Here is a 22094-nt window from a genome sequence, read left to right on the forward strand (position 1 = left end):
ATTAATTATCCTTCTTATCTGTAGATTGTAGTTTTTCAAAGCCACTTTTCTTAAGTGGTTGATCAGCATGAACGGGAAGATGGATTGCAAAACTAGTCAATTTGCGATTAGATTCAACGTTGATAAACCCATTATGGCTATCAACAATATTTTGGACAATTGCTAACCCCAATCCAGTCCCCCCGGTGGCTTTATTCCGGGAAGTTTCAACCCGGTAGAACCGTTCGAAAATTTGATTGATCGACTTCTTAGGAATCGGCTCCCCATCATTTGATACCGTAATAACCGCCTCATTCGAATTCACCTGTGAAGCCGTTAGATAAATATGCTTAGCATCCTTCCCATATTTCAATGCATTGGTAATCAGATTATTAAATACCCGGCCTAACTTCTCAGCATCCGCCTCAATAAAAATGTCGTTATCCTTACATTCAGTCTCGATTTGAATGTTTTTCTTCTCGGCCTCTAACTCAGAACTAATTGCCAACTGTTCAACTAATTGCTTAACGTTAATTCGATTCATCTGCAGATTCCTAGGCAGTGTCCGCGCCTTTGAGTATTCAAATAAATCATCGGCGAGTGATTTCATCTGCTTAGATTTAAAGAATGCAATATGGGTGTATTTTAATAGCTCGGCTTGGCTGCGGTAACCACCCGCTTCAATTAAACCCAAATAACCAATGATGGAAGTTAAGGGCGTTCTGATATCATGCGATACATTCGTAATTAACTCATCCTTAGAACGTTCAATTGAGCGTTCCTCATCCATTGATTCAATCACACTATCCACTAAGGAATTCACACTGTCCACTACCTTTTGATTCTCGCTATTAATTTTAAACGGAATCCGGTGGTCAAAATGGCCGTCTGCAATGTAGTGAATTTCATCAATTACATGCCGAAGCTGAATTAAATGGTAACGCCGCAATAGCCGCCAATAAATTACTACCAAATCGACAATTCCCATTACTGCAGATAAAATATTTTGCCAGGTTAGAAAATCCATCCACCATGGAGCTGGCCGTCCAGATGGATTTTGAAACGGAGCTCCGGGATTAGTAAAGATCGAATGCTTAATCGTAATAAAGCCAAATTTTAATCCCGGATTATTGAATAGGGCCTGACTGAATAATACAATTACCGATAAATTCAATAATAATAACAGAATTAAGGTAATTACTCCCTCGCCAAATAGCTCTGTTTTTTCGCGTGTCGTTAACTTCAATTTAAAAGGACCCCGTTAATTATTTCATTTCAATTTTGTATCCAACACCCCAAACGGTTTGAATTACCTTTTCACCATTAGTAGCTTCTTCAATCTTATCCCGTAAGTGACTAACGTGGACCATCACGGTCTTGGCAGAAACTACACTTTCCTGTCTCCAAACCCGTTCGAAAATTTCATCAGCTGAAAAGACCCGGTTAGGATGACTAGCCAATAGGTATAAAATACCGAATTCAAGGGCCGTTAGTTGAATTTCAGTCCCATCGGAAGTCTTAACTTCATGGGAATCCTTATTAATGGTCAATGATCCAATATCCAATACATCAGGTTCATCGTTAGTCATCTTGTCTTGGCTTCTTCTTAATAATGAGCGTACCCGCGCCATAATTTCCAATGGATTAAATGGTTTCGTCACGTAGTCATCAGCACCACTGATCAACCCCTGAATTTTATCCATATCGGTGGTTTTAGCTGATAGAATGATTACCGGTAGCTTAGAATCACGGCGGAGTTCCTTAAGCACCTCGATTCCGGTCATATTTGGCATCATAATGTCTAGAATCATTAGTCCAATGTCATTTTCAGTTCTTAAAACGGAAAGGGCATCCTTCCCATTGTAAGCAGATACTGGTTCGTACCCTTCGTTTCGAATGTAAATTTCTAATAATTGTGCGATTTCTTTATCGTCATCTACGACTAAAATTTTCATAAAATATCATCATCCTTAATGCATAGATTTATATTAATTATAGTGTATCAAATTGAACCAAAAATTATTTTATTAAAGATGTTTCTTTACGACTATTTTAACTGGTTTATAAAAATTTAACTTTAACAAAACTATTTTATCATACTCATTATCAACAAAAAAAGACTAAGTCATTGGGCAAGCCCAATTCTTAGCCTCTAGATTATTAATTATCCTTATTTGTAGTTAGGAGCAGCCCTAGTAATTTGAACATCATGGGGATGGGATTCAATCAATCCCGCATTAGAAATCCGAACAAATTGAGCTCGATCAATCATGGTTTGCAGGTCCTTAGAACCAGTATAACCCATTCCGGAGTGGAGACCACCAACCATTTGGAAGATGATGTCCTTAACGCTTCCCTTGTATTCAACCCGGGCTTCGATTCCTTCTGGAACTAGCTTTTGCGCTTCATTCACTTCACCTTGGAAGTAACGATCCTTGGAACCATGTTCCATAGCAGCAATACTTCCCATTCCACGGTAAGCCTTGTACTTCTTACCATTTTCTTCAAAGACCTTCCCAGGAGCTTCAGCAGTTCCTGACAACATGCTACCAAGCATTACCGCATTTCCACCAGCAGCAATGGCCTTAACAACATCACCACTGTACTTGATTCCACCGTCAGCAATAATTGGCTTGCCCCACTTGCGAGCAACTGAAGCAGCATCGTAGATGGCAGTTAGTTGGGGCACCCCAACTCCGGCAATGATCCGAGTAGTACAGATTGATCCAGGACCAATTCCAACTTTAACTACGTCCACCCCGGCTCTAAACAATGCGTTAGTTCCTTCACCAGTGGCAACGTTTCCAGCAATTAAGGTTGCATGAGGGTACGTATCGCGGATTTCTTTAATTTTCCGCAATACCCCTGCTGAATGTCCATGCGCAGTATCAATAACAATTGCATCGACCCCTGCATTTAACAGTGCTTCCGCACGTTTGAAGGTATCACTAGTTACCCCAACGGCAGCAGCAACTAGGAGGTGGTCATTTGAATCCACAGCAGCATTTGGAAACCGTTCTGCATCCTTTTTAACTGCCTTTACTTTTTCAACTTCCTTCGCCTGGGCGTCGATAACCATATTTTTATGAATTACCCCTAAACCACCCAAATTGGCTAATGTGATTGCCATTTCACTTTTAGTAACGGTATCCATACTGGCACTTAGGAATGGCACGTTCAGCTTTAAATTAGGGGCTAATTGGACACTAGTATCAACTTCGTTCGGTAAAACATGACTTTCTGCAGGCACTAATAAAACATCATCAAATGTGATTCCTTCTTTTGCAAATTTTGTATCCCAATTAGACATAACTTAAAGCGCTCCTTTATAAAATATTCAACTGTACTAAAATTATATTGTTTCTAATTTACCAAAAAAACATTTAATTGTAAATAAAACTTTAGTAACCAGGCAAAAAACTAATTACTTTCACATTATTATCTTATTTTAGGCTAAAAAAGCGTTGAATTACGAACATTCAACGCTTTTTTAGTAATTATTTTCGTGGTTGGCGTCTTGAAACAAACAGTCCAGTTGTAATCTTAAACTTACGACGCATCCAAAGGGTAATTCCAAATGAAATCACCGCAATAATAATATCAGCAATTCCTGGCAACACCGGATTGATAGCAGTCGGAACCACTACAATCGCCCCAAATGAAACGATAATCCAAGCAGCTGCTAATAACAACATCAACGCTAATCGAACATACCACTTGCTTTGATGTTTAACAGCTGGATCGAACATTCTGGTAAAAATTGGCATTAACGCCCCGGTCGCAAGTGAAGTTATTAAGATCACGGCAACCCCTGCTGATTTAGCCTGTTGGGCGGTAATGTCCTTTGAAAACATTACCGAAGCCCCGTATGCTACAAAGAAAATAGCTAAGAAGATAAAGAAATTATAGATTGCATTCGGCCAATAGTTATCAAACATGGCTTCTTTTTCACGGGGCGGATTCTTAATAAAATCAATTCGTTGCTCAACGGTCCCGTATAAATTACGCGCAGTGGCACCGCTCTTTTGATTTTGTACTAATTCATTTACCATTGAATCCACAACTTCACGTTTCTTTTCTGCCAACATGTTTAGTTGGTCTAACTGTTGCTTGAACCGAAACATGTATTCAGCATTGCGCTTCGTTAAGCCCATATTATCAAAGGCATTGCGTTCCTCTACTTTTGCAGCGGCCTTCTTTTGTTGCGCAGCTGCAGCAGCATTGCGCTTTCGATTTTCGTTACTCATTCAAGCCCTCCGTTATTAAACGTTAAATCTAAAGTTAACAATATCGCCATCTTGCATTACGTAATCTTTACCTTCGACCCGTAGCTTACCGGCTTCCTTAACAGCACTTTCACTTCCTAGTTGATCAAGGTCATCGAATGACATTACTTCAGCACGAATAAACCCACGTTCAAAATCAGAGTGAATAATTCCAGCGGCTTGCGGAGCCTTAGTACCCCTTAAATATGTCCATGCCTTCGTTTCCTTCCCACCGGCAGTGAAGAAGGTTTCCAATCCTAAGAGCTTGTAAGATGCCCGGATTAACTTGTTTAACCCAGGTTCTTCCACTCCCTCAGCCTCTAAGAAGGTTTGTTTATCAGCATCATCCAATTCAGCAATTTCTTCTTCGGTCTCAGCAGCAATCCCGATTGCTTGAGCCCCGTCTTTGGTAGCATAGTCTTGGACCTGCTTAAAGTATGCTGAACTTTCAGGATCAGCCATGTCATCTTCACTAACGTTTGCAACGTATAAGACCGGCTTAGAAGTTAATAGAAATTCACCCTTAACGATTTTTTGTTCATCTTCATTAAAGTCAATCGAACGAACTGAACCACCGTTTTCAAGCACTGGTTTAATTTTTTCTAGGACCGCTTTTTCAGCGAGGGCATCTTCGTCCTTCCCCTTAGCAGCTCGTTCGACTTTTCCAAGCCGCTTATTAACAGCATCTAAATCCGCAATTCCCAATTCCAAATTAATGGTTTGGATATCAGCAATGGGATCCACCTTTCCGGTAACGTGGGTAATATTGTCGTCATCAAATGCACGAACAACGTGAACAATTGCATCCACTTGACGAATGTTTTCCAAGAACTTGTTACCAAGTCCTTCCCCCTTACTAGCACCCTTAACAATTCCAGCAATATCAGTAAATTCAAAGGTGGTTGGCACCACTTTCTTAGCTGGAATTAACTCTTGAATCCGATCTAGCCGCTTGTCTGGGACCTCAACCATCCCCACGTTAGGATCAATCGTAGCAAATGGATAGTTCGCCATTTCTGCTCCGGCATTTGTAATTGCGTTAAATAAAGTCGACTTTCCAACGTTCGGAAGTCCAATAATTCCTGCTGTTAATGACATAAAAAAATTCTCTCTCTTTCTATTTATTCTGCTGAATGTTTTTCCAGTAATTTTTTCATTTTGTGATCAAATTGACGTCTTGGCAACATCACAATGTGACCACAATTGGTACATTTAATTTTAATATCCGCACCCATCCGAATAATTTCCCAACGGTTAGCGCCGCATGGATGGGGTTTCTTCATTTCAACGATATCATGTAATTCATACATTGAAAAAACTCCAATCTAGTCAATATTAATGTTTAATATTTTTAAAATGCGATTTAAATCATCATTAGACATGTAGTCAATCTCAATTTTACCATGCCCCCGTTTAGAACGATTACCATTGATTGAAACGGCAGTTCCAAAGCGATCTTGTAGCTTATCCTCAGTCGCCCTTAAAAATGGTGATTTATTCCGAGCTGTTCGTTTGGCTTTTTTAACCGGCTTTTGATCATTCATCGCTTCAATTTCCTTATTAATTTGGCGAACGGTCATGGTTTGATCATAGACCCGCTTAGCAAGCTTGCGGAGTTCATTTTTATCAGTAACCGAAAGTAAGGCTCGCGCCTGGCCCATTGATAGTTGCTTTTTTTGCACCATTTCCTTCACTTCATTCGGAAGGCCTAATAATCGTAAATAATTAGCTACATACGAACGGCTCTTCCCCATCCGACTAGCCACCTGGGCCTGAGTGAGGTTTAAGTTTACCATTAATGTATTGTATGCCTCTGCCTCTTCAATCGCGGTCAAGTCCTCACGTTGTAGGTTTTCTAAAATCGCAATTTCCATCATTTCTTCATCTGAAACGTCGCGAACGATTGCTGGAATTGTATCCTTGCCAGCGATTTCAGATGCCCTAAACCGTCGCTCACCAGCTAGGATTTCATATTGACCCTGGTGTGCTGATTTTCTAATGATGATGGGTTGAAATACCCCTGATTTTTTAATTGAAGTAGCTAGTTCGTCCAAAGCAGCTTTATCAAAGCGGGCCCTTGGTTGATATGGATTTGGTACTAACTCAGTCAGTTTAACATCATTGATGGTTTCCTCAGGTTGAACGTTGTTATCTGAAAATAAGGCCTCAATCCCACGGCCTAAACCTTTTTTATTTACCATGAGCAGCCAACACTTCCTTTGTAAGATTCATATACACGATCGCCCCTTTTGATTTTGGATCATAATCATTAATGGGCTTCCCATAACTAGGAGCTTCAGATAGCCGAACGTTCCGGGGGATTACCGTGTCATATACCTTATCCTTAAAATAATCGCGGACTTGTTCATTCACCTGGCGTCCTAAGTTCGTTCGCGAGTCGTACATCGTCAATAAAATGCCCTCAATCCTAAGCTCAGGATTGAAATACTTCTTAACCAGGTTAAAAGTATTTAACAACTGGCTCAGTCCTTCCAGTGCATAGTATTCACTTTGCACTGGGATTAAAATCGAATTGCTAGCCGTGAACGCATTTACGGTAATCAATCCGAGCGAAGGGGGACAGTCAATCAAAACATAGTCATAGTCATTTGCAACTTCGGTCAACGCAGCTCGTAAAATGGTCTCGCGGGCCATTTTAGAAACCAACTTAATATCCGCACCGGAAAGGTCAATCGTAGCTGGGACAACATCCAAGCGTTCGTATTCAGTATGGATGATTGCATCCTTGATCGGCGTATCTTCGACCAACACATCATACATTGTCGGAAGCTGATTTTGCTTAATGAAGCGTTTTTCAATATTAATCCCACTCGTTGCGTTCCCCTGGGCGTCAGCATCGATCAATAAGACCCGCTTTCCCATGAATGCTAAATCTGCACTCAAATTAACGGCGGTCGTGGTTTTACCCACACCCCCCTTTTGATTCGCTAGTGCAATTACATATGCCATTTGAAAGCCTCCTTTTATTCACCAATTGGTTTTTTATTTGGTGTTCCTGCCTTACGCGGATACTGCTTTGGGGTCGCCTTAACCTTTTGAATCACCACAATATTCCGTTCATCATTAGAGACGGGTAGTTTAAATTCATGGTCTTGAATTAACTTTCCGCCCAACGTTTGAATTGCCTTTTCGCCGGTAGTTAACTCACTAGCAGCTTTGGCAGCTTTGAGTGCCACTAGATTACCGCCAACCTTAACTAATGGCAAGCACAATTCAGCTAAAACGCTCATCCGAGCAACTGCACGGGCAGTGACTACGTCAAAAGTCTCACGAGCAGCTGACTTTTTACCACCGAATTCTTCGGCCCGAGCATGCACCGTTTGAACATTTGATAGGCCCAATTCCTTAACTAACTCATTCAAAAAATTAATTCGCTTATTTAGTGAATCAACAATGGTCACCCGTAACTGTGGAAATAAAATTTTAATCGGTAATGATGGAAAGCCAGCTCCCGCACCGACATCACAAAGGGTTAGTGGTTCGTTGCGTAAGTCCGAAAAATAAAATACCGGAGTAATCGAATCGTAGAAGTGCTTTAAATACACGTCATCACGATCAACGATGGTCGTTAAGTTAACGTGTTCATTGGTTGCTACCAAACGCTGGTAGTATGTATCGAATTGCCTCATTTGAGTATCGCTGAGCTCAATGCCCTTGCTTGCTAACTGTGTTTTAAATTCTTCTGGATTCATTTCATTACTCCATCACTGTTTTGGTTTAAATGTTCAATTATCTAATAGTAGGTAGTCAACCCTTATTTTATCATAAATTAATCGTCCTGGATAAGCTGAAGGATATCTTAAGCAAAAAAAATAAGCCCCCCACCGAACCCCGGCTAAAAGCTTTATGTGCTTGTAATATGTATGTGCAGTTTAAGCAAGCCACCGCACAAAGCAAATTCATGAAATCGAATCCCTAATCCATCAAAAAAGCGATTCCAATTCACGACACGTTTAGTATTTTAACACAAAAATTAATAAAATAAAGCTTTTTTTAATAATTAACAAAAAAATTCTAAATCAATTAGAGCTTTAATATTATTTTTTAATAACTTTTAAATGGCCATTCTTATCAGCGCGGTATTGCAATCCATTATAATTAAAAACTGAATTAATGACTAAATGGCCTAGCTGATTATCATAATATTCGAGATGCTTACCAACCCTTACAATTTGATTTTTAACTTGAACGCTATTTTTATCAAAATACATGTAATTACCATATAGTTTTTGTTTTCCAGTAACCGCAATGCCAAACTGATTAAAATAATAATTTTTCCCAGCAATGTTATCAAAAATATTAATAGGTGCATTTCCATCAGCCGGTTGATAATATCTCAAGTTCCCCTTATTATCACGACGCCATTCATCTTTAACTTGATATCCATTATCATTAAAATATTGGTAATTTCCGTTAATTAACTGTGAGCCAACCGCCATGACTCCATTTCGATCATAATAACGATAATTTTGATATGGATCACCCGGAACAACATAATAATTATTAGCATACTGGGCACCATTGGCACCAAAATAATAGCTTTGCCCCTTAGCATCTCGGTAATAAATACTCTTCTTCATCACTCCATTAGATGCAAAGTAATAAACCGCTCCGTGAATTCTGTGGATTCCAGTAACCATATTTCCATCGGCATCAAAGTAATATGAATTACCATTATCATCCCTAACAAAATTATCCTTCACCTGATAACCACTGGTAGAGTAGTAATTAGTATTACTACCATTTTTAATAAATCCATAAAATGACTTTAAATTAAGAAGCTGTGCTGGGGCTAATTGATTAGTATTAACATTAAAGTAGTATTTATAATTCCCAGAATTTAATACATATCCAGCTCCACGGCCCTGAATATTAGAACCATTGAAGTACTTAGCCTCCCACTGCTTAATCTTAGTTCCTGGATCAATTCGATGGTTATTAGATTTTTGAACCATTGTGAATATATCCGGGTACATCGATTGTAATTTAGCTAGAAATTCACCACCATACTTATTCTGATAATCGCTATTACTGCCCATAGTATAAGAACTATATAGCGTATTATAAATTAAACTTCCCGGTGTTAATTGGCCGAATTGATTCGTTCTCATTGCAGTGACTACCTGTTGATTTGGCAATGAATACAATTGATCAGGAACAAAGTCAGCCATTACCTTAATGCCATTAGCATGAAACGCTTTAATTGTATTAATTAATTGGTCGTCCGTTCCATACTTAGTTGGGGTATTAAATCCCAAATCATAGCGATCATTAAATGCATACCCATTCTTAACTGATGAATCTAAAAATGAATTATCATCAGTAGAACGATATTGGGGTGGTAATTGAATGTAAGTTACGCCCCAATTTTTAAATTGATTTACCTTTTGAGGTAAAATTACATTTTCATATTCGTCATTAGTAGTGGGTTGGGCTTGAAAGTTAGAGAACCCTTCAAAAATCAGATTAGAATCCAGTGCTGCGTTGGAGTGAATTGATTGTCCGTCAGTGCTTGGGGTTGTTGTCGGAGCAGTTCGAACATCTTGATCAATAGCAGCCCCTACCGGAACCCACATTGATAAATAACCAGAAACCGTTGGGGTATTAAATCCTTGAACCTGAGAAGCTCCTAATATTAGTTGGCCCTGATTATTGGTATATATTATATTATTACCTGCATCAGAGTCATTAGCGTAGTTTTGCAACCCATTACTGGTGGAATTAATTAATGGTCGATATGCTTGATTTTTATGGGCAGCGCCCATGTTGATAACTACCTGATCACCACTAGCTAATTTCAAATTAGGGTTATTACTTTCAATGACTGCAATTCCTGAACTTCTAGTGGTACTATCTCCAGAATCACTAGCATTCAAAGCTCCCTTCCCGTATCGGACAGACGTTAAAATGCCCCGGTAACTATTACTAGGCATCTTAGAATCACCCTTAACATTCATAACCTTCATCGACTGCCCACCAGCAACATATTTAACACGCCCCTTCAACATCTGATCAATTGAAGCAAAGTAAGGGGTCTGGTTAGCCATAAATTGACCATCATCAGTATACATATCACCGTAATAAACCCGTGGAATTGTATCTTTGTTAGTTAACATTAAAGCATATGCACTAGGGATATTATACTGAGTATACTTTTTATTGGTCTGTTTTTGATCGGCATCATAAATCTTAAAGGCCCGGTTTAATTGGTCAGCAGTTAGGACAAATCCATTAGACTTAGGATCAATTTTATCCTTAATGATTTGGGCGATTACATCTTGAACTCCGTTATCATGCGCTCGTACAATCGAATAGTTAGGAATTGCATTATTTTCAGTACTATCATTATTTCGGTCAACTAGCCCCGTATTAATTAAAGACTCCAAACCAAATCTTTGATCTGGGCTCTTTAATAGGTCAGCTTGAACTGCGTCTAAGAAAGTTCCGTCAATCGTTAATTGATTGCCACCATTATCCCGTAGATAATATGCATCATTTTTACTCCAATCCTCCAGAATCGTTAAATGATTATTAGCATTCTGATCATTTGAATTCATATGATAAGCATCTTGAAAATACCGTGCAGCAATATTCAAAATATCAGCATTCATATTTTCAACTGCATCAATTCTTAAGCTATCAAAATTAGCATCTGGATCGTTATGGGTAATGGAGCCGAAGTTAAGAAGGTAATACAGCCAATTCAAATCCTCAGCTTGAACAATTGGATTGGAATTATCAACATCGTTAGCCAACAAAAATTCATAACCATAGTAAGGATCCTTGGTATAATTTACCTTTGCATTTTGTTGGGTTGGAGTGCGATTTAATAACCGGTAATTCGAGTTTGCATCAGGTGTCAACGAGCTATTAGTATACAGTAACGATCCACCCTGGAAACCATCATTGATGTTATAATCTTCACTCTTGATGTTCCAAAGTGGTTGTTGATTAACAAAATTACTAATTAAATCATGTAGCCATTGCACGTTTTTAGTTGTTGTGATTTTGCGTTCAATGTCCCGCTGCACTTGATAGGCAGCATCATTTAAATCAGATTGATCATCACTAGCAGCGTGTAGTTCATAACTAGGCCCAAATCCATGTTGATTCATATATGATAAGTAGTTTACCTCAGTTTGTTTGTCCGGCCACCATGCCATTAATAATGGTCGCATGTCGGTTGAACTAGATGGCATCCACTGCTTTCCATCAACTAAAATGTCCTTGGGCCGATACCAAGTATCAGCAGTCATATAACCATCTGTAGTGGTAACACTATTTGAATCAACACTAGCAAATGAATTATGTTTGGATAGTTCATTATTCAAGCTCACCTTGCCATATTGAAATTGCTTTTGATCGGACTTTACCAATGCTCCGGTTTTTTTATTAAAATACAAAATCTGTTTGCCAACTTGGACTGCAAAACCAGTCTGTTTTTCGCCATCTTGGTAGTAATAGTAATTATCATTAATTTTCTTAATATTTTTATCTTGATCAGTTAATTTACTAAGGTTAACGTCAGCCTGAGAATTGAATTGCTGCGCACTTGAAGAACGATTATCACCAGCAAGCGAACTTGCCAATGAAATTCCCGTGCTTGAATTCGAAGAAGCAGCCACAATACTACCCGCTGATGACGAAGCAGCTGAATTGATAGGTTCTGCAATCGAACTAGACTGACTAACAACGGATGAGTCAATCGAAGCACTAGTTGGTATCGTGGCTGTCGTTTCAGTTTGTTCATCAGCAAATACCTTTGGCTGGGCTCCTAAAAATTGATAGCCAGCCCCTAACGCAGTAGCAATTACAGTTGCTGCTGCCCACTTTTGACTATTTTTATAAATTTTATAATGCATTTTTAATTGATGATTTAATTTCAATTTAAAAAACTCCTACTTAATTGCTTGAGGAAGGTATCCATGATGATTGGTTACTAAATAATACTTATGACTATGTGAATCTTGTAAAATATAGTTAATGCCACGTCCCTGAATGTTACTTCCATTGAGATATTTCGCAGACCACTGGCGGAGTGGTTGATTCGATACTAACCGCTGCCCATTTGAAATCTGGCGAACACGAAATAACTTGGGATGTTGTTTTTGCAACTGCTTTAAAAATTTCCCACCATACTTAGCCTGATAACTATTCTTAGGGCCCAATGCATTTGCTAAATACAATCGATTCACTAACTTAGTCCCCTTAATCCGCTTACCATTAATATCCACTCGGGTTGCAGAAACGACCTGCTTTCCTGGTAAATCATAGAGTTGATTAGGCACAAAGTCAGCAAGTGATTTAATTCCATCACGATGGAACGTTTCAATCGTGTTTGCTAATTCACTAGCGGTCCCATACTTAGTGGGGCTCCCAAATCCCAAGTCATAACGATCATTAAAGGCATACCCGTTTTGGGTGGTTGCATCCACAAACGAGTTCCCGCCAACTGAACGATACTGGGGTGGTAATTGCATATACGTAATTCCCCAGCGTTTAAAATCATTCACACGCTGCGGTAAAATCACATTTTCATACTCCTGATGGCTAGTAGGGACGGGTTGGAAATTCGAAAATGCCTCAAAAATGACCTGTGAATCTAACGCGGCGTTTGAATGAAATGTTTGCTTAGTCTGATTTCGTGCTGAACTCGGCGCGGTCCGGACGTCTTGGCTATCGGCAGCCCCAGTCGGGACCCAAACAGAGAGATAGCCCGACAACTGTGGATTCAGGTATCCTTGAATCTGTTTATTCGTCAAAATTAACTGGCCCTTCCCGTTCGTTTTAAGTGTTTGTTGATTATTATTGTCTGCAAGTGCCGTCACTAATCCATTTGTACTAGGGGCAATCAACTGCCGGTAGGTTTGATTTTTATGGGCAGCTCCCATGTTCAAAATCACCTTAGCATTTGACTTTAACTTCATTTGTGGTTGGTTTCCGATCACAACCCCGATTCCAGAGGTCCGCGTCTTTTGATTCCCCCGTGAACTTAGCTTATTGGCGCCACTACCAAACCGCACTGAGGTCAATAAGCCATGTTGAACATTCAACTTTTGTCCGCCGGCTACGTATTTCACCCGCGCTTCTAACAGCGTCTCAATTGCATTAAAGTAAGGTGACTTATTCGCCATGAACTGACCGTCATCGCTATACATATCACCATAATAAACCCGTGGAACGGTATCTTTATTGGTTAACATAAACGCATAGCTAGCTGGAATATTATAGTAGGCATACTTTTTATTGGTGGCTTGCTCATCAGCATTATATACCTTGAGCGCTTGCCTCAAATAATCAGAATTGACCCGGCCTCCCACAAATCGATGATCATATTTATCGTGGATAATTTGGAATAAAATTTCCTGCACGCCACTATCATGGGCCCGCATAAATGAATAGTTCGGGGTTGCACGATTCTGGGTGGTGTCATTATCACGATTAGGGACAATCGTATAATCAGCCAAGTGATTCATGCTCAAACGTTGTTTTTGCGGCAACGCTAGCGAATTAATCAGTGCAAAGTGTTGATCACTATCCATCGTCAATTGGTTATCACCATGTTCGGAGACATAATTCGGATCCTTACCTGCCCAGTCCTCTAAAATAGAGAGGTGATCAATTGCATTCTTATCGCTTCGGTTAACGTGGTACTCCTGTTTAAAGTAATCTGCGGTAATGTTCAATAGGTCAGCATCGACGTTATCAACGGCATCAAACCGAATTCCGTCAAAATTAGCTGCGGGATTGTGTTGAGTAATGCTCCCAAAGTGAGTTAAATAATAAACCCAGTTTAAGGCTTCTGATTGAACCACCGGATTGGAATTATCAACGTCATTAGCAAGTAAGAATTCGTTTCCATCAGATAGATTTTCATCATCATGGGCGTTTTTACCAGTTTGGCGGTTGGGATAACGATTCAAAATCCGATAATTGGAATTTGCTGCCGGCGTATATTTACTATTGCCGTACCGTAACGCACCGCCCTGAAACCCATCGTTAATGTCATACCCCTCACTTTCGATGTTCCATTGGGGTTGGGAGTTCACAAATTGTTTGATTAGCTGTCTTAACCAATCCACTTGATGGGTTTGACTAATCTTGCGTTCAATTGCCACTTGAACGGATCGATTAGCAACCGCCAATTGATGGTTAGACTCAAGCGTGGTGTGATACGATGGCGTGTCCACAAACCCCCGGCCATTCATAAAGTTTAGGTAGTTAACCTTGGTTGACCGATCAGGCCACCAACTCATCAAAAGGGGCCGTCTGTCATCAACATTAGACGGGGTCCAATGCGCTCCATCCCGCAGAATTTGTTTCGGCCGGTACCATGATTCAGGGGTTAAGAACCCATCTGCCGTATCATCAAATGAATTCGCAGTGTGGTTATAAGCTCGGTTATAGTTATTAATTGAAGTTAGCGTAACTTCATTTGCATTTACTATTTGAGGTGACTGAAAAATAAAAAGAATGGTAACGAGGCAGAAAAACATAAATAGCGGTAAATGGAATTTTCTTAGCATATTCAGACACCCTAACTTTAATAAATTATATGAATTTTAATATTTATTAATGGTATCTCAATATGTTAGTCCGTGCAAATTTTACAAAAAAAGCCGCTCATCAAAAGTGACTCTTGATGGCGACTCTTTAAATTAATTATTTAATTCCTAGATCAAATAACTTCGTGGTGTAAGTGTATGGTTGACTGTAGCCGGGTAAGTTCTTAATGGTAATTGTGTAGCTGTGGTTGACCTTAATGGCGTTAGCATCTGGAGTGAACCAAACGTTAGAACCGAAGTATCCTGATCCATAAGCATAGGTACTGCCCTCGATAACTCCGTTAAAATTAACTCCACCAGAAACGATAGTTCCATTGATATTAGTATTCGTGACTGAAACAGCCCTTTTATCAGTATTATCATATACAGTGACAGTTGGCTTAACAGTCGTATTGTTAAAATTAGTTGGTACCGAAACTGACCATGGGGTCCCTTGTACTAAATTGATTGGATATAAGTTATTTCCAGGAAAGTTAACCGGGTGATTAACATTTGTATTAAAATCATGTTCACTATTTGAAGAATTATAAATTTTATAATCACTAAAGTTGCCTGATAGTCCAATCCCAATGCTATCAATATTTCCAGTTAACCATTCACGATGCCCCGGTCCATCCTGAGCCTTAATGTTGTTACCATCATTTAGATACTGTGTAACAACATCATATGGGGATGGATTTTCACCATTTGATGTTGCTGAAATATTACTAGTTGATGTTGCAGCAATTCCACGGTTCCAGTCTTGATCACTCATAAAGGGTGGCTTGTAAACAGCTGATATATTGTGAGCAATGTAATTATCAAAATCGTTGTAAGTATTAACTGCGTTCAACAGATTTGCCCCATATTGAGATTCAGTTGACCAACTGCTATTTTCAGAAACTGGATTCATCCCCACCATTTTCCGGAAAAAATTAATCCATTTAATACTATTATCAATATAATTCTGGTTTAATTTACCAACACTAAATGTACCATTCACGTTTGGCTTAGTATCATAAACATCCGAATCAGAATTACCATTGCCAATGGCAGCCGCTTCACTCTTATATGCATTAATTTGCTTAATTTCATCACCTGTAAAGTACTTAGCTAATTCGCTGTTACTTGCGCTACTGGCAGCCGAGCTAGTGCTACTACTATTGTTGCTTGCATTTGATGCATTGCTAGCTGACTTTGCTGACGAGCTGGCGCTGTTGATATTCTGATTTGATTTTGATGCAGCACTGGATGCCTTTGTTGACGAGCTGGCGCTGCTGCTATTCTGATTTGATTTTGATGCAGCACTGGATGCCTTTGTTGATGAACTAGCACTGTTACTAGCTTTACTTGCCGTTTTACTGTTATTAGATTGATCACTAGATTTACTAGTCTGACTAGTAGTTGAAGCAGCAGTATTAGCGGCATTGTTACCAGCATTCGCGGCATTCGAAACCTTAGCACTACCGTTCGAGTTATTAGATGAACTAGCACTATTTGCAGCCTTGCTACTATTATTCGAGCCATTAGTAGCACTAGCAGCCCTACTACTTTCACTTGATTTTGTGGATGCTGAGTTAGCACTATTTACAGCCTTACTACTTCCATTCGAATTGTTAGCAGTGGAACTAGCGTGACTTAAAACGCCTGCACTACTGCTACCATTACTTGAATCACTAGTTACAGAAGTCCCAGTCATTCCCATTGGGGTGGTCGTTACAACGGTGCTAGTCCCACTACCGGTACTAGCATTTGGATCTCCAGTATAGCTAGTTTTATTTAACGTTGAATTTGCACTAGTTTGACTGGCTTGATCATAACCCACTCCCTGATTAATAGTTGGATTCACTGCGGTTGAACTTGGGGTTTGGGGATTCTCGCCATTCAATGTGGAATTATTATTTGTGGTAGTACTCGTATTATGGGTAGTTGATTGCTGCTTAGCATGGTGCTTAGCCTTAGTTACCTTGACTAATCTTAGCTTGTGGCTTAATACGACCCCCTTCAGCTTCTTGCTCTTAATCAAGCTATAAGTCTGTTTCTTTCCCCTTTGGTTTTTAATCACATACTTGCGGTTCGTTTTAAAAACCGTATGTTTATGTTTTTTAAGGTTACTGATGGCATGGTTAAGATGATAGTTAGAATAAATAACCCCGTTCTTACCACGCACTTTTCGAGCATGACTCAATTTAACCGTCTTTTCCAGCTTCGCCCTCGTTGAAGGATGGGTTTTGGCAAATGCATTGACATCTGATAATCCAAACGTCCCCGTTGCAACCACTGCAACTGTAATTATTTTATAAATATTATTTTTCTTCATATGTAATCTCCTTAATCAATATAATTAATATTCATTAACTAAAATAATTATAAAATATTTAAATTTACTTATCAATCATTTACTATAATTAACCGTTGCTCACCAATATGATCCAAAATAAAAAAGCCGTCATTCCTTACTAACGGCTTTAATTCGTATTAATCAAATGGCCACCAAGCGATCCGCTTAGCCGTCACGGGTTCATCCTTTAGCTTACCCATGTATGTCGAACCCACTTGTTGTCGCATCGAAATTGGAATCTGATTTTTGGGAATTAAGCGAATTGATGAAACATATGATCCCTTATGCTTCACAGCTGCCCATCTCTGCTTATTACTATAAGCCCCTGTATAAAATTTAAGCCAACTGCCATAGCCAAATTGATCGTCAGATACGTAGGCACTTACTTTTTTATTTAAAGCTGGACTCTTCGCTGGGAGGGTCGCATAACCAACCTGCGTTTTTAAAAATGGATTCACCGCGTCGATATATTCATTTTGGGTTGCACGGCCATACCCTAAGATCCCCAGCCACAGCAATAAAATACAAAGGACTCCCAATCCGCTTGCTAAAATGACCGTAGACCGTTTATACTTTTGCTTTGCTCTTACATCATTACTAATTTGATTGACCATCGTGTTGTTTTCTCCCCTCAATAGTTCATCTAACGTCACGTTTAAAATGCCCCCAAGGTCGACCAGCGTATCCAAGTTCGGATAACTCAAATCATTTTCCCATCGTGATAACGTCTGCCGCGTCACGTGGAGTTGGTCTGCCAATTGTTGCTGGGTTAAACCAGCTGATTTGCGTTTATTTTTTAATACCGTTGCAAATTCCAAATTAGACACTCCTTTCAACCATCACGATAGCAAATTAGTTCCTAAATGTAACGCAATTATCATGTTACATCGTTGAGATAACAGTATTTTAAGCATAAAAAAAGAAGCCGAAACGACTTCTTTTTTAATTATGAATGATTTTACCAAACAAATAAACCAACGATTCCAGCAGACATTAGTGAAACCAAGATTCCTGATAGTAGCATGTAAACCACGTTCTTACTAATTACGTCGTTATGAGCCCGATCAACGATTCCCTTGAATGCACCAACGATCATTCCAACCGTACTCAAGTTCGCAAATGAGGTAATAAAGACCACTAATTGAGCTTGGTAGTGTGGTGGAAAGACGCTGTGGTTATTAATGTTCTTTGTGATTTGTTGCATAATTACGAATTCATTCGTAACTAACTTCTTCCCCATAAACTGAGCAAATTCAAATGCTTGATGGACATCTAATCCCATTAACCAAGCAAATGGGAACATGATGATTCCTAGAATGTGTTCCAATGAAATCCACGGGTTAATGTATCCTAATAATTTATCAATCAACGCTGCTAGGGCAACGAAAGCAATTACGTTCGCGGTAATGATCAAGATCAACTTCCCGGCACCTAAGATGGAATCACCCAGGAATGAGAAGAATGGTTCGCGACCCTGATCTTCATCACCATCAGCAGCTTCGGCAGTTGCTTCAGCCACATCAGCACTTGAGCCTAATTTAGCAATCGTATCCTCTTCAGGACTAACTTCAATTGGATTCAAAATACTAGTGATAATTACCGAGTTCAAAATGTTCAATGGAACGGCAGTCAATACGAATTGACCGGGCACCAATTGAACGTATGCCCCAAGGATTGACGCGGTAACACATGACATGGACATCATCGCAATCGTTAAATCACGATTAGCCTTCATTTGCTTTAACTGTAGTTGTGAAACCGCTAATGCTTCGGTATTCCCCAAAAACATCATTTCAACTGAGAAAAATGATTCGAACTTTGGTTGGCCAGTAACGAATGAAAGCCCCCGGCCAATCCATTTGATCAGGAATGGTAGGACCCCAATGTAAGTTAAGATATCAAACACTGGAACGATCAAAAGGATTGGAAGTAATGCACTAGTAACAAAGTCAGGTGTCTTCAAAGCAAGCCAACTAGGTAATGCAAATCCAATTCCGGCATTAGCAACTTGAACCAGGCTCGTAAAGCCATCGGCTGCCGCCTTAACTGCATCACGACCCCATGAAAATTCGGTCAATAGAAATGCAATCAATAAATTTAAAATTAAAACGGTGATAACTGAACGCCAGTTAATTTTTTTACGGTTTTTCGAAAATAATACCGCAATCGCAAGGAATACAATAATTCCCACGATGTTAATTAAGAGATACATTAAAAACTAATCCTTTCTATTAATAAGAACTAAATTTAACCATGCAACTAAAGCAACAAATCACCAGTTTGTCACACATCACTCCTCTCAAGTTAGTGGATTTACCGATCTAATTCGTGCAATAAGCTATGCTTAAAATCACTCTTACTCATTGGACTAGTAAAATTATCCATGATGGTAGTTGCAACGTCGCCTAAAGTGCGCCGAATACCAAGCGAATGGCCTTCCTGGTAATGCTTAGTATATAGAATAATTGGTAAGTATTCACGAGTAGTCGGTTTATCAATCGCAATGTCCTTAGCAAAACTTGCTGTTACCATTAATAAATCGGTATCAAGCATTGTATCCATCAATAACTGGATTTGCTTATCCACGACCATTAACCGACTAGCATAGGCACTTGCATTATTTTGACGGGCAGCAATTGCTAATTCTGGCACCTGGTTATAAATAATCCCCTCTTCAACCTTCTTTAGGTTATAGAGCACTTCCACGAAGGAAACATCATCACTAGCGCATTGAACCTGCTTACAGACATCTTGTGATTCCAGATAGTTAACAAATCTTGAAATTAAAACATTTGAAAACCCCTGGCGCGCTAAATTATTAAAGATACTCACTACTCGTAATGGCTCCGAATAATCAAACATTTCGCGAAGCGTTGAAGATGCGTGACTAGTCTTTACCTGAGCATGCATCTTACCATAAAACCCCTTGGGATGTTCAACCATTGGGATGGTCGTTAGTTCATGATCCCAGCGAATGTTACCAAAACCAAGTGATTCTAAAGCTGGTAATCTAAGTCGATCTGCGAATTGCTCGTCTAAATGGCCAATCGTATCAGCACCAATTGAATCATAACGGTTTGCATCACTTGCTTCACCCATCCCGAGCGAAGCCAAGTCAATAATGATAATTCGCCGAAAATTCATTTCTACAACCCCTTAATTTTTAAGAATCGTTTAAATCTTTATAACGATTATAGCAGTGTATTAATTGTTAGTAAATAGCATTTAATTTACTAGTCACAAAAAAAGCTTTTGTAAATTTAAAAATAAACTTACAAAAGCAGCTTAACCATGACTAATTTAGTTAGCCCCTGCCAAGGAACTTTATTATAGCACTTAATTTCATGTTATTTTTGAATTGGTTACTATATAATAGAGATAATACTATATTTAAGGAGGAACTGTCTTGAAAATACTTGCATTAGGTGATTCAATCACCAATGGTTACGATGGTGAGCGTGACCTAACCAATGGTACATACCCACAGGAACTTAGTAAGTTATTGAACTGCGAGGTAACTAACTACGGGGTGAACAATGCGATGATCACCCGCCATGAATATGGTGATCTCACCCCCCGGGTAAATAGCGTTGACTTTACCAAATATGACCTCATCATCATCTTTTACGGCACCAACGATTACGCTCACATGTCATCGTCACTAACTGACGTTGAGAACGAATTGGGCCATGCCGTTGAAGCCATCAAGGCCAAGAATCCAAAAGCAACCCTTTTAGGCATCGTGCCAATGAACCGGTGGGATTTTAACCACAATGCGGATCAAATCGTGCGGGGGGGTGGCTACACATTCCACCAATTACAAGCTGGCATTGCTAAAACGTATGCAGAACATGAAGTCGCATGCCTTGATTGGAATAAAGTGGCCCCACGGTTATTAACTGATGATAACTACCAAGAGCGGCTTCATGATTCACACCTCCACCCCAACGCAAAAATGTATGGTATCATGGCTGATTATATTGCTAAATTTATTCGAGAGCACCATTTAATTTAGGAGGGGTAACGCTATGATTTCATTTGCTTACCGCGCATTCAGCGCCGTAGTGCAAGAAAAGAGTTTTTATAAGGCTGCTAAGCTATTAGACGTTACCCCATCAGCAATTAGCCATGCCATCAACCAACTAGAAAAGTTTCTGGGGTTTTCGGTCTTCATTAGAAACCGGTCCGGCGTGAAGTTAACCGCCGATGGGAATGCGGTGATGCCAATCATCCAAGACATTATTAATACCCAACACCGCTTGGAACAAGAGGCTGCTAACATCACCGGTCTTAACGCTGGTTCCGTTCGATTAGGAGCATTTAGTAGTGTTTGTATCAACTGGCTCCCCCAAATCATTAGTTCATTTCGTGCTCAGTATCCAGATATTTTAATTACGGTCGACCAGGACTCATACGATGATATCAGTAACGATGCCAAGTTGGGTACCATTGACATTGGTTTTACCTGTGATCCCATCATTGAGAAATTAATCAAGGTCCCGTTGGTCAAAGATCAAATTTATTGCATCACTCCCAATGACTTCATCCCGATCAATGGTAAAACGATTACCATCGAAGACGTAAAACACCAAAGTTTTATTCTTCAACGAAGTGATTATTACGGTGATACTAAGAAGGTGTTGGACCGTTACAACGTTACTAACACCGCCCTCCAATTTAGTATTGATGATCAATCAATGTTGGCAATGGTCAAAAGTAAATTAGGAATGGGAATTCTACCTAAGTTAGCATTAACTAACGTTCCAAACGGGGTCAAAGTCTATCCATTTGACCAAAAATACTACCGAACGATTTACCTAGTGATTAATTCAATTCAAATTAAAACCCCTGCTACTAGGCGGATGCTAAATCATATTAAGGAGTTCATTCAAAAGCGTTATCCAACCGGAATTTTAGAATAAAAAAACTGCTCAAATGAGCAGT

At 39.4% G+C, this 22094-nt stretch carries 17 protein-coding genes; 2 read left to right on the forward strand and 15 right to left on the reverse strand.

All coding sequences use genetic code 11. From position 1 onward, the window contains the following. Position 1 precedes the first annotated feature (1 nt). From MOO44_RS02725 to MOO44_RS02795, 15 genes are all read right to left on the reverse strand, one after another. Positions 2–1225 carry a sensor histidine kinase gene (locus MOO44_RS02725; protein ID WP_260116893.1) on the reverse strand — a complete coding sequence of 408 codons (1224 nt, stop codon included), beginning with the start codon at positions 1223–1225 and terminating at the stop codon, positions 2–4. Between the two features lie 19 nt (positions 1226–1244). Continuing rightward, positions 1245–1934, reverse strand: a complete 690-nt coding sequence (gene croR, locus MOO44_RS02730) for a response regulator transcription factor CroR (RefSeq protein ID WP_260116894.1) — start codon at positions 1932–1934, stop codon at positions 1245–1247. A gap of 215 nt (positions 1935–2149) precedes the next feature. After that, the gene (guaB, locus tag MOO44_RS02735; RefSeq protein ID WP_260116895.1) at positions 2150–3289 is read right to left on the reverse strand and encodes an IMP dehydrogenase; all 1140 of its coding nucleotides are present in this window, start codon (positions 3287–3289) and stop codon (positions 2150–2152) included. Positions 3290–3476: 187 nt separating this feature from the next. Next, positions 3477–4226: a DUF1129 domain-containing protein gene (locus MOO44_RS02740; protein ID WP_260116896.1), complete on the reverse strand. Its 750-nt coding sequence runs from the start codon at positions 4224–4226 to the stop codon at positions 3477–3479. Positions 4227–4241: 15 nt separating this feature from the next. Beyond that, on the reverse strand, positions 4242–5342 hold the full coding sequence (gene ychF / locus MOO44_RS02745; protein WP_260116897.1) for a redox-regulated ATPase YchF: 1101 nt from the start codon (positions 5340–5342) through the stop codon (positions 4242–4244). A 23-nt stretch (positions 5343–5365) separates the two neighbouring features. Then, positions 5366–5554 carry a DUF951 domain-containing protein gene (locus MOO44_RS02750; RefSeq protein WP_260116898.1) on the reverse strand — a complete coding sequence of 63 codons (189 nt, stop codon included), beginning with the start codon at positions 5552–5554 and terminating at the stop codon, positions 5366–5368. Positions 5555–5569: 15 nt separating this feature from the next. Next, positions 5570–6445 carry a ParB/RepB/Spo0J family partition protein gene (locus tag MOO44_RS02755; protein ID WP_260116899.1) on the reverse strand — a complete coding sequence of 292 codons (876 nt, stop codon included), beginning with the start codon at positions 6443–6445 and terminating at the stop codon, positions 5570–5572. Further along, positions 6435–7214 (reverse strand): ParA family protein, encoded by a 780-nt coding sequence (locus tag MOO44_RS02760; protein WP_260116900.1) that lies wholly within the window; start codon positions 7212–7214, stop codon positions 6435–6437. Before MOO44_RS02760 ends, MOO44_RS02755 begins: the two co-directional genes overlap by 11 nt. A 14-nt stretch (positions 7215–7228) precedes the next feature. After that, positions 7229–7957: a 16S rRNA (guanine(527)-N(7))-methyltransferase RsmG gene (gene rsmG, locus MOO44_RS02765; protein WP_260116901.1), complete on the reverse strand. Its 729-nt coding sequence runs from the start codon at positions 7955–7957 to the stop codon at positions 7229–7231. A 345-nt stretch (positions 7958–8302) separates the two neighbouring features. Beyond that, positions 8303–12151, reverse strand: coding sequence for a glycoside hydrolase family 70 protein (locus MOO44_RS02770; protein WP_260116902.1), 3849 nt, complete (start codon positions 12149–12151; stop codon positions 8303–8305). A gap of 12 nt (positions 12152–12163) precedes the next feature. Continuing rightward, on the reverse strand, positions 12164–14791 hold the full coding sequence (locus MOO44_RS02775; RefSeq protein ID WP_260116903.1) for a glycoside hydrolase family 70 protein: 2628 nt from the start codon (positions 14789–14791) through the stop codon (positions 12164–12166). Between the two features lie 136 nt (positions 14792–14927). After that, positions 14928–17129, reverse strand: coding sequence for a CAP domain-containing protein (locus MOO44_RS02780; protein ID WP_260116904.1), 2202 nt, complete (start codon positions 17127–17129; stop codon positions 14928–14930). 158 nt (positions 17130–17287) lie between these two features. Next, positions 17288–17968 (reverse strand): helix-turn-helix domain-containing protein, encoded by a 681-nt coding sequence (locus MOO44_RS02785; RefSeq protein WP_260116905.1) that lies wholly within the window; start codon positions 17966–17968, stop codon positions 17288–17290. Between the two features lie 140 nt (positions 17969–18108). Next, on the reverse strand, positions 18109–19362 hold the full coding sequence (locus tag MOO44_RS02790; protein WP_260116906.1) for a NupC/NupG family nucleoside CNT transporter: 1254 nt from the start codon (positions 19360–19362) through the stop codon (positions 18109–18111). A gap of 101 nt (positions 19363–19463) precedes the next feature. Further along, positions 19464–20294, reverse strand: a complete 831-nt coding sequence (locus tag MOO44_RS02795) for an alkaline phosphatase family protein (RefSeq protein WP_260116907.1) — start codon at positions 20292–20294, stop codon at positions 19464–19466. A gap of 262 nt (positions 20295–20556) precedes the next feature. Here MOO44_RS02795 and MOO44_RS02800 point away from each other — a divergent pair, with 262 nt between their 5' ends. Together MOO44_RS02800 and MOO44_RS02805 are read left to right on the forward strand one after the other, a co-directional pair. Beyond that, the gene (locus MOO44_RS02800; protein WP_260116908.1) at positions 20557–21165 is read left to right on the forward strand and encodes an SGNH/GDSL hydrolase family protein; all 609 of its coding nucleotides are present in this window, start codon (positions 20557–20559) and stop codon (positions 21163–21165) included. A gap of 13 nt (positions 21166–21178) precedes the next feature. After that, entirely contained in the window at positions 21179–22072 is an 894-nt protein-coding gene (locus tag MOO44_RS02805; protein ID WP_260116909.1) for a LysR family transcriptional regulator, read from the forward strand. The last annotated feature ends 22 nt before the right edge of the window (positions 22073–22094 follow it).

It is taken from the genome of Nicoliella spurrieriana, assembly GCF_023380205.1.
GTDB classification, from domain to species: domain Bacteria; phylum Bacillota; class Bacilli; order Lactobacillales; family Lactobacillaceae; genus Nicoliella; species Nicoliella spurrieriana.

Excerpts from the sequence above, each read along its gene's own strand:
- croR (WP_260116894.1), bottom strand. The coding sequence starts at position 1,934 with ATGAAAATTTTAGTCGTAGATGACGATAAAGAAATCGCACAATTATTA.
- MOO44_RS02755 (WP_260116899.1), bottom strand. The coding sequence starts at position 6,445 with ATGGTAAATAAAAAAGGTTTAGGCCGTGGGATTGAGGCCTTATTTTCA.
- MOO44_RS02740 (WP_260116896.1), bottom strand. The coding sequence starts at position 4,226 with ATGAGTAACGAAAATCGAAAGCGCAATGCTGCTGCAGCTGCGCAACAA.
- guaB (WP_260116895.1), bottom strand. The coding sequence starts at position 3,289 with ATGTCTAATTGGGATACAAAATTTGCAAAAGAAGGAATCACATTTGAT.
- MOO44_RS02750 (WP_260116898.1), bottom strand. The coding sequence starts at position 5,554 with ATGTATGAATTACATGATATCGTTGAAATGAAGAAACCCCATCCATGC.
- MOO44_RS02805 (WP_260116909.1), top strand. The coding sequence starts at position 21,179 with ATGATTTCATTTGCTTACCGCGCATTCAGCGCCGTAGTGCAAGAAAAG.
- MOO44_RS02780 (WP_260116904.1), bottom strand. The coding sequence starts at position 17,129 with ATGAAGAAAAATAATATTTATAAAATAATTACAGTTGCAGTGGTTGCA.
- MOO44_RS02795 (WP_260116907.1), bottom strand. The coding sequence starts at position 20,294 with ATGAATTTTCGGCGAATTATCATTATTGACTTGGCTTCGCTCGGGATG.
- MOO44_RS02760 (WP_260116900.1), bottom strand. The coding sequence starts at position 7,214 with ATGGCATATGTAATTGCACTAGCGAATCAAAAGGGGGGTGTGGGTAAA.
- rsmG (WP_260116901.1), bottom strand. The coding sequence starts at position 7,957 with ATGAATCCAGAAGAATTTAAAACACAGTTAGCAAGCAAGGGCATTGAG.
- MOO44_RS02775 (WP_260116903.1), bottom strand. The coding sequence starts at position 14,791 with ATGCTAAGAAAATTCCATTTACCGCTATTTATGTTTTTCTGCCTCGTT.
- ychF (WP_260116897.1), bottom strand. The coding sequence starts at position 5,342 with ATGTCATTAACAGCAGGAATTATTGGACTTCCGAACGTTGGAAAGTCG.
- MOO44_RS02790 (WP_260116906.1), bottom strand. The coding sequence starts at position 19,362 with ATGTATCTCTTAATTAACATCGTGGGAATTATTGTATTCCTTGCGATT.